Raw genomic sequence first — 8,617 nt, 5'->3', positions numbered from 1 at the left:
CGGCACCTGGATTGATTCATCACTCCGATCGCGGAAGTCAGTATTGTGCACATAAATATCGGCAGCTGTTGAAACAGTTTGGAATGAAGGGATCCATGTCACGCAGGGGGAACTGCTACGACAACGCCCCGATGGAGAGCTTCTGGGGCAGCTTGAAAAATGAACTGGTTCATCACCAACGCTATGCAACACGCGGTGCAGCCATGTCCGCAATACAGGAATACATCGAAAGCTTTTATAACCGCCAGCGGCGCCACTCACGTCTTGGCTACCTTCCTCCAGCACTATTTGCAGAACAATTCAGCAAACAGATGCAGGCGGCTTGAAACAAGAGTGTCCGCTATTGACAGTACACCTCAAATCTAAACGTCTCAGCGGGTGTTTTCATGCGCAGCGCCTGGTGTGGACGCTGGTTGTTATAGAAGCCAATCCAGTCAGCGATGACCCGGCTGGCGTTCTGCAAAATTTCAAAGCGATGACGATGTACACATTGCTCCTTCAAGGTTCGGATGACGCGCTCCACCATGCCATTTTGCTCCCGGCAGTGAGGCGTGATGAATTCCTGCCGCAAACCGTAGCTCCTAACCAGCCTGGTGTAGCCTCGGCTCGTGAAAACTAAGCCATTGTCCGACCGCAGCAAGAACGGCGCAGTCACTCTACCCAACGTCCCGTAGCGGGCAATGAGCGCCTGCTCCAGTGCTGCTTCGGCCGTCTTGGCTTTGCCAGAGCGGGACAGATGCCAGCCCAGTAGCTCGCGGGTGTGGCAATCGATGACCAAGGCTAAGACCGTCCAACCATCGCGGCCAGCCCATACCCGGCACATATCGGTCGCCCAGCGCTGGTTCGGTGCTGTCGCCACTGACGGCAAGGCTTGAACTCGTGGCCTGAATCCAATCGGCCGCTTTTTCACCTGCCAACCGCGCAGCTGAAAGATGCGCTGCACCGTGTTCTTGTTGAAGCCAAGCAGAGCCGCGACGGTGCGATAGCCAAAAGAAGGCTCTTTGTTGATCATCGCTTTAATCGGCTCGGCAAAGCGCGCCTGAACCTTAGGTTTTGCCTTGACGGACTTGTAGTACACCGTCCGGCGCGGCATCTCGAACCATTGGCACAGCTTACTGATCGAAACTTTGAAACCGTCTTCCTCTAGTCCCTGGCGGATCGTTTCGATCACTTCTCTTCCTCGCCCAGCAGGGACGCCAGCTTTTTTCGAGCACGCAGTTCAAGCATCGCTTCGCCGTAGGCTTCCTGAAGCTCCTTGATCTGGCGCTCATATTGCTCGCGCACATCGAGAGGTTTGGCCCGTAAGGCGTTCTCCATGCCGCGCTTGGCCTCGTCAACCCATTCCTCGATTTCCGAGGGCGGCATATCGAAGGCCCGACTGGCCTCTGCAACTGTCGTTTTTCCCTGGATGATTTCCGTGACCAGCGCCGCTTTGCGCTTCGCCGTCCAGCGTTTTACTTCCTCTTCCATGACCATGCTCACGTGATGTCCTTTCTGTATTATCACCTGAGCGGGAATTCACTGGGTCGTTACACGATCGCAGTACGCGTTGTTCCCAATTTCTCATAAATTCGGTTGACCAAGCCATCAAACAATGGAAGATCAGCGGGGTAGGAGATACCTGCGCCACAAAAGAAAACAACTCTTCCATCCTCATGTGCCTGCAACAGACTGTCGGGGATGTCGGGGCCTCGATTCACAAACTGCATTTCGATATTCGCTCCATTGTTTTTGCGTGCACCATGGCGCGCGTTCTCTGGTATTGTCAACCAAAAGACGAAGGAAAAACACTTCGTTCATTGAGGTTCTAATGCAAGCTTACTCAAACTTTCCTGTAGCGGGAAACTCATGGTAAATTTCGAACAGATAACCAGCCAGGGAGCTTTGAATGTCTTCATACGAAGTATCGCAAAGACCTTTTAGTTGAACATTAAGAGAATCGATTCAAATCGGTGCCTAGGCCACTACTGCGATCTTCAGCAAAAAATGAGAATTCAGCGACTCTTAATCAAAGACTTTCGGTGTTTCCGAGAATTGCCTCTTGAGCTCGGAAATATCAACATATTCGTCGGACCGAACAACGTCGGAAAGTCATCGATTCTTCGAGCGATTAGTTTGGCGCAGGTTGGCAGCTCGTACGGGGAAGGCGATATTCGGGCCGGAGCCAAATCGGCGGAAGTAGTTCTGACGTGCGACCATCTCGATGCGCTCCCAGCAAGTAATGGTGATCCTGCGCGCAACGCAACGACATTACATATTAGGCACACAAGGCCGCCGGAAGGACTCACACTCAAAGACGAATTTGGTGCCCAACGGCACCAAGTTCCGGACAAAGGGGCGTCGACTTGTATTGTCCCGTATTACTCAAAGCGGAAACTGGTAGGTTATACCGAAGATATTCGGTCAGCCTACGCGACGGGCGCATTTAACATGGCGTTCCTGACCTCTAAGCTCGCGAGAATCACCGTGCAAAGCTGTCCCGGCCACGAGCAATACGTGGCAGCAAGCAATGCAATCCTTGGTTTTGTGCTTTCCGCGATACCGTCTGATAACGGTGCTCGGCCCGGCATCTTCCTTCCTGACGACACGCCGTTGTACCTCGAGCAGATGGGAGAGGGCGTACCATCAATCGCTGCGCTCCTGGTAGAACTGGTCACTGCGAAGGACAAAATCTTTCTAATTGAGGAACCCGAGAATGACCTGCATCCAAGTGCGTTGAAGGCCTTGCTCGAAATGATTCTTTCCGGTGCGGACCGTAACCAATTCATCGTCACCACTCACTCGAATATTGTTGTTCAATACCTTGGAAGCGGTAGTGGGTCGCTGTTCGAAGTAGAGCAAGCAGAGTCAGCAATGCCGACCTCAGTCGTGACGCAAGTGCCGGATACCGTTGCTGCTAGGTCGGACGTGTTAAGGAAGCTGGGATACTCTCTTTCAGACTTCGATCTATGGGACGGCTGGTTGATCTTAGAGGAGTCTTCTGCTGAGCGGATCATTCGAGATTTCCTGATTCCATACTTTGTGCCACGTCTCACGAACCTACGACTTCTTTCTTCGGATGGAGTAGACAATGCGGAACCAACATTCGCGGCCTTGTACAGAATGGTTCTATTCACGCATCTGGAAGAAATCTATCGACATGCGACCTGGGTCCGTTTAGACGGTGACAAGTCTGGCCTCGAAGTTACGGAGCGACTTAAAGCGTCGTTCCCTCAAGCGCGGGAAGGACAGTTCGGGAATTTTTCACAGTCAAACTTCGAAAGCTACTACCCCGAGCACTTTGCAGATCGTGTTGCGGTAGTTTTGGGCATCCCTGACCGAAAAGAGAAGCGAATACAGAAGCGGCAGCTCTTAATTGAAGTTATCGCCTGGCTAAACGAGGATGAACGCCGCGCACGTAGCGCGTTGGCGCAATCCGCAGCGGAGATTATTGAGTTCCTCGCAGTGGTGAATGCTTCCATGCACTGAGCTAATCGAGTCATCGTTTCAAAAAACTTATCTTGTGACCTGATGTGTCCGGGCAGAAGAAAATTAGTCTAGAGAAGGCTGTGGTAATTCCGAATTTTTCGGATTTCAAATATGAGTCAGCAAGGGGATCAATTGGAACAAAGAACACTTCTTTATGATGAGCGCTTCTTGGAAAGCTATGCGGGCTCTATCATCACTGACCCCGCCACGGCAATCGTTGAACTTGTCGCCAACTGCTGGGACGCCTATGCCACGGAAGTAAAAATCACATGGCCGGGAAATGAGCTTGAAAGGCAGTTCAAGATTGTAGACAACGGGCATGGAATGACTCGTGAAGAATTCCAGCACATTTGGCGGACCATCGCATACAACCGACTCAGCACTGGTGATGCTACGACGCTGCCGCCGGCCGATGTTCAAGGACTACCGCGAGCTGTGTTCGGCAAAAACGGCAAGGGACGTTTTGCCAGTTTCTGCTTTTCCTCTGAGTATCTGATCACCTCTAGGAAAAATGGCCAGGAGTTCGTCTGCCGTGTTCACCGAACCCCAACTGATCCACTAGTCCTTGAGGAAGTCTCCTTTACGAATAAAGGTGTCGTTGGTCATGGAACGGAAATTGTTGGGAATGGCGATATCCCACGGCTCATGTTCTCGGAAGATAAGGCTCGTGAATTAATCGGCAGTCGCTTCCTTGCCAACCCAGCATTCAAGGTGAAGTTGAATGGCAGTGAAATCACGTTCAACGATATCCCAAATTTGCTCTCAAAAAGTGTGGTCATTGTGCCGGGATATGGAGAGGTAACGATCCTTCACATTGACACAAAAAAGGCTGATAGAACGACAAAGCAGCATGGGCTGGCATGGTGGGTGCAAGGGCGTGCTGTCGGTGATTGCAAGTGGAGTCGTAGTGACTACGAACGCATCCTTGATGGACGATCCTCGGAAGCCAAACGGTTTACCTTCATCGTTGAAGCTGACTACCTGAATGCCAAAGATGCAGTGCTGAGTGACTGGAGTGGTTTTAAGGACGATAACCAAGCATGGATGAAAACCCGCGAAGCGGTCCAAGACTGCATTCGAAAAATCATTTTTGATTCAAGTAAGGCGGAACGTGAAGATAAGCGTAGTGCTGTTCTTGAGCGAGTTGGCCAGTCGGTAAATGCCCTGCCACTTTTGAGTAAAGATCGTGTCACGACATTCGTTAATGAAGTCGTAGATGCTTGCCCTAATTTTGGTGAGCAGGAGATCGTGCAACTGACAAGCATTCTGGCGAAGCTGGAAAAGAGCAAGTCGCAGTATGGGCTGCTTGAAATTCTTCACAGCCAAGACACACATGACCTGGATGCCCTTCACGACGTTTTGAGCCAGTGGACCATTGGCATGGCGAAGGTCGTTCTTGACGAAATTCAGGGCCGGCTAAAAGTCATCAACGAATTAAGGATCAAGATTCAGGTTGCAGGAATCGATGAAGTCAAAGAACTCCAGCCGCTCTTTGCCAAGGGCCTCTGGATGTTTGGAGATAAGTTTGAATCCATCCACTTCACGTCCAACAAAGGCATGACCACCGTCATCCGTGAGCTGTTTGATGGTACGGCTGAAAAGGCTTCGTTGAATCGGCCAGACTTTGTGATTCGGGGCGACGGCAGTATCGGCTTTTATTCTCTGCCCTCGTACAACGAAGAACATGAAGAAGTGGGCGTAGGCCACCTAGTCATCGTTGATTTGAAGACCACCAAGCTCTCACTGGGCTCCAAGGAAAAGGAGCAGATTTGGAAGTACGTAAAGGAATTGAAGAAAAAGGGGTATATACAGCCTAACACGCGGGTGGATGGCTTCGTCCTTGGTGATCAGATTGAATCCGGTGAAGGCGGTACCCGCACTGAAGACAACGACAAGGTGAGGATTCAGCCCCTGTTGTATAGCATTATTTTGAGTCGCGCTGAACAGCGTCTTTTGAAGCTTTATGACAAGGTGAAAGATGCTCCATTCCTTTTGGAGCAGCAGATAGAACTGAGCAGGTTCATTGAGCCCATCGCCGTGCAGCAGCTGGACATGTTGGAGGTTGAGCTTGCGGAGGTGAAATAACGTCGACTGGGCATCTGCCGCAATACCGTCCGGTGATACCTGCGGTCGGAAACCACAGAGCCCTCTTGTGCGGAGCGGCAATCATCAAGCCTCTTGGACAAAGATTCGGTGCAGCTTTCAGCCTGGCTCAAGGCCGAGGCATGCAAGCCCCGCAAACAGCGGCGCAATTTGCAACAGCTCCACTTGGACCTTAAGGAGCCGGGCTGTGAAGGGTCATATGACCGCTTGGCTGCATTTGCCAGGCAGTGGAAGGCGGGTCAATTGGAGTGGGGCAATTCCGCAAGCAAACGAACATCGAAGAATTTTGACGCACCGCCAAGCGCAGCTTAGCACCTAAAACAAAGAGGCCCATGCAATTACTGTATGGGCCTCTTTGTTCTTTGCCAGCTTATGGTTCCCCAAATGCCAGCTTTTGGGACTACCTACAAGTTAGTTTAAACGTCGATGTTGCCAGCGCGCAGAGCGTTGGTTTCGATGAAGTTGCGGCGTGGTTCCACATCATCCCCCATCAGCGTAGTGAAGATCTGGTCAGCGGCAATCGCGTCTTCGATCTGCACCTTCAGCAGGCGGCGGACGGTTGGGTCCATGGTGGTTTCCCACAGCTGCTCTGGGTTCATCTCACCCAGACCTTTGTAGCGCTGCTTGGAAACGGTGCGTTCCGCTTCGTCGCGCAGCCACTGCATGGCGTGGTGGAAGTCGACCACGCCGCTTTCCTTGGTGCGTTCGCCTTCGCCGCGGCGGATCACGGCGCCTTCGCCGATCAAGCCGGTGAAGGTGGCGGCGGCGTCGGCCAGCACGCGGTAGTCGGCGCCTTGCACGAAGTCGGCGTCGATCGCGGACACTTTCACGTTACCGTGGTGCAGGCGTTCGATGCGCAGGGTGTGTTTGTCGGACAGTTCGTCGGTGGTCACGCCAACCTTGACGGCGTTGTCGTTGATATTCGCTTCCAGCGCCTTGGCCGATGCCTGGGCTGCGTCGATGGTCGTCAGGTCGAGCGTTACGCCGGTCATGATGGCGGTCAGCGCGGCGCGGTCGATCACACGGGTCAGGCGGGTCATGATGGCGTTGGCCATGTTGTACTGGCGTGCCAGTTCGCCCAGCGCTTCGCCCTGGATGATGTCCGCGCCATCGCGCGGGGTCAGGGCGGCGGTGTTCAGTGCCACATTCATCATGTAGCCGGCTTCTTCCAGGTCGTCCTTCAGGTAGCGCTCATCGCGGCCGGCCTTCACTTTGTACAGCGGCGGCTGCGCAATGTAGATGTGGCCGCGCTCGACCAGCTGCGGCATCTGGCGGTAGAACAGCGTCAGCAGCAGGGTGCGGATGTGGGCGCCGTCGACGTCCGCGTCGGTCATGATGATGATGCGGTGGTAGCGCAGCTTTTCGATATTGAATTCGTCGGCGCCGATGCTGGTGCCCAGGGTGGCGATCAGGGTGGTGATCTGCTCGGACGACAGCATCTTCTCGAAGCGCGCCTTCTCCACGTTCAGCACCTTACCGCGCAGGGGCAGAATCGCCTGGAACTTGCGGTCGCGGCCCTGCTTGGCGGAGCCGCCTGCGGAGTCACCCTCGACGATGTACAGTTCGGACAGGGCAGGGTCTTTTTCCTGGCAGTCGGCCAGCTTGGCGGACAGGCCCAGGCCGTCCATGATGCCTTTGCGGCGGGTCAGGTCGCGGGCCTTGCGCGCTGCTTCACGGGCGCGCGCTGCTTCCACGATCTTGCCGCAGATGATCTTGGCGTCGTTCGGCTTTTCCATCAGGAAGTCGGTCAGCGTCTTGGCGACGATTTCTTCCACCGGGCCGCGCACTTCGGACGAGACCAGCTTGTCCTTGGTCTGGGACGAGAACTTCGGTTCCGGCACCTTCACGGACAGCACGCAGGTCAGGCCTTCGCGCATGTCGTCGCCGCTGATTTCTACCTTGGCCTTCTTGGCGAAGTCGTTCTCGTCGATGTACTTGTTGATCACGCGCGTCATTGCCGCGCGCAGGCCGGTCAGGTGGGTGCCGCCGTCGCGCTGCGGAATGTTGTTGGTGAAGCAGAGTACCTGTTCGTTGAAGGCGTCGTTCCATTGCATGGAGACGTCGACCGAAATGGTGGTGTTCTGGTCGGACTGGCGCTCGCCGGTGGCCTGGAACACGGTCGGGTGCAGGACGGTCTTGGCTTTGTTGATGTATTCAACGAAGCCGCGGGTGCCGCCTTCGAAGGCGAAGATTTCTTCCTTGCCGTTGCGCTGGTCGGTCAGCTTGATGTTGACGCCGTTGTTCAGGAAGGACAGTTCGCGGATACGCTTGGCCAGGATCTCGTAGTGGAATTCCACGTGGGTGAAGATCTCTTCGTCGGCCCAGAAGTGCACGTCGGTGCCGCGTTTGTCGGTTTCGCCGATCACTTTGATCGGGGAGACCGCCACGCCGTCGAGCATTTCGATTTCGCGGTTCTGCGCGGCGCCGCGCACGAATTCCATCTGGTGCACTTTGCCGTCGCGGCGGATGGTCACGCGCAGCAGTTTGGACAGTGCGTTCACGCAGCTGACGCCCACGCCGTGCAGGCCGCCGGAGACTTTGTAGGCGTTCTGGTCGAATTTGCCGCCGGCGTGCAGCTCGGTCAGCACGATTTCGGCTGCGGAGCGTTTTGGCTCGTGCTTGTCGTCCATCTTCAGGCCGACGGGAATGCCGCGGCCGTTGTCGGTGATCGAGATCGAGTTGTCGCTGTGGATGGTGACGTGGATCTCGGAGCAGTGGCCAGCCAGCGCTTCGTCAATCGAGTTGTCCAGCACCTCGAATACCAGGTGGTGCAGGCCGGTGCCGTCGGACGTGTCGCCGATGTACATGCCGGGACGCTTGCGGACCGCTTCCAGGCCTTCCAGGATCTGGATCGACGCGGCGCCGTATTCTTCTGCTTTGGCCTTGGGTTGTTCGTTGTGGCTTTCGGACATGGACTGCTTTCTCTTTTAACGAATTACTTTTGTGCTCTCTTTAAACCGGTAAACCGGTGTCAGACCCGTGGGGTCGGACACCATCTGACCTGGGGCCAGCGGCTCCGGCACACGGGGGTCTGACCCTGCGGGTC

Annotated in this window: 6 protein-coding genes and 1 pseudogene; 4 read left to right on the top strand and 3 right to left on the bottom strand. The window is 54.6% G+C overall.

The genetic code is table 11. The features are described 5' to 3' along the window. Window positions 1–326, top strand: a 326-nt coding sequence (locus tag H597_RS31190) for an integrase core domain-containing protein (protein WP_035374452.1), incomplete at its 5' end; no start/stop codon positions are given. A gap of 14 nt (window positions 327–340) precedes the next feature. Here H597_RS31190 and H597_RS0116010 read toward each other — a convergent pair. Both H597_RS0116010 and H597_RS0116005 read right to left on the bottom strand, forming a co-directional pair. Further along, window positions 341–1,171, bottom strand: a complete 831-nt coding sequence (locus tag H597_RS0116010; protein WP_028103034.1) for an IS3 family transposase — start codon at window positions 1,169–1,171, stop codon at window positions 341–343. Beyond that, complete coding sequence (locus H597_RS0116005) at window positions 1,168–1,500, bottom strand: transposase (RefSeq protein WP_267871889.1); 333 nt, start codon at window positions 1,498–1,500, stop codon at window positions 1,168–1,170. The genes H597_RS0116010 and H597_RS0116005 overlap by 4 nt, the downstream gene beginning before the upstream one ends. 486 nt (window positions 1,501–1,986) lie before the next feature. Between H597_RS0116005 and H597_RS36245 the strand changes: the two are divergent. From H597_RS36245 to H597_RS0115995, 3 genes and pseudogenes are all read left to right on the top strand, one after another. Beyond that, a pseudogene (locus tag H597_RS36245) lies at window positions 1,987–2,169 on the top strand (AAA family ATPase); the annotation flags it as partial. 261 nt (window positions 2,170–2,430) lie between these two features. After that, a complete protein-coding gene (locus H597_RS0116000) occupies window positions 2,431–3,468 on the top strand; it encodes an AAA family ATPase (RefSeq protein ID WP_028103032.1) in 1,038 nt (345 codons plus the stop codon). 111 nt (window positions 3,469–3,579) lie between these two features. Beyond that, window positions 3,580–5,553: an ATP-binding protein gene (locus H597_RS0115995; RefSeq protein ID WP_229632189.1), complete on the top strand. Its 1,974-nt coding sequence runs from the start codon at window positions 3,580–3,582 to the stop codon at window positions 5,551–5,553. A 434-nt stretch (window positions 5,554–5,987) separates the two neighbouring features. On the opposite strand, the gene gyrB is transcribed toward H597_RS0115995, so the two are convergent. Beyond that, the gene (gyrB, locus tag H597_RS0115990; protein ID WP_028103030.1) at window positions 5,988–8,483 is read right to left on the bottom strand and encodes a DNA topoisomerase (ATP-hydrolyzing) subunit B; all 2,496 of its coding nucleotides are present in this window, start codon (window positions 8,481–8,483) and stop codon (window positions 5,988–5,990) included. Window positions 8,484–8,617: the final 134 nt, after the last annotated feature.

The sequence above is a fragment of the Pseudoduganella violaceinigra DSM 15887 genome (genome assembly GCF_000425385.1).
In the GTDB taxonomy this organism is placed as follows: Bacteria; Pseudomonadota; Gammaproteobacteria; order Burkholderiales; family Burkholderiaceae_D; genus Rugamonas; species Rugamonas violaceinigra.
The sequence above is the reverse complement of the archived record's forward strand: the minus strand, read 5'-3'. Positions and strand labels throughout refer to the sequence as shown.

What these genes read in the sequence shown, in the direction of transcription:
- H597_RS0115995 (WP_229632189.1), top strand. Translation starts at nt 3,580, where the DNA reads ATGAGTCAGCAAGGGGATCAATTGGAACAAAGAACACTTCTTTATGAT.
- H597_RS0116000 (WP_028103032.1), top strand. Translation starts at nt 2,431, where the DNA reads ATGGCGTTCCTGACCTCTAAGCTCGCGAGAATCACCGTGCAAAGCTGT.
- gyrB (WP_028103030.1), bottom strand. Translation starts at nt 8,483, where the DNA reads ATGTCCGAAAGCCACAACGAACAACCCAAGGCCAAAGCAGAAGAATAC.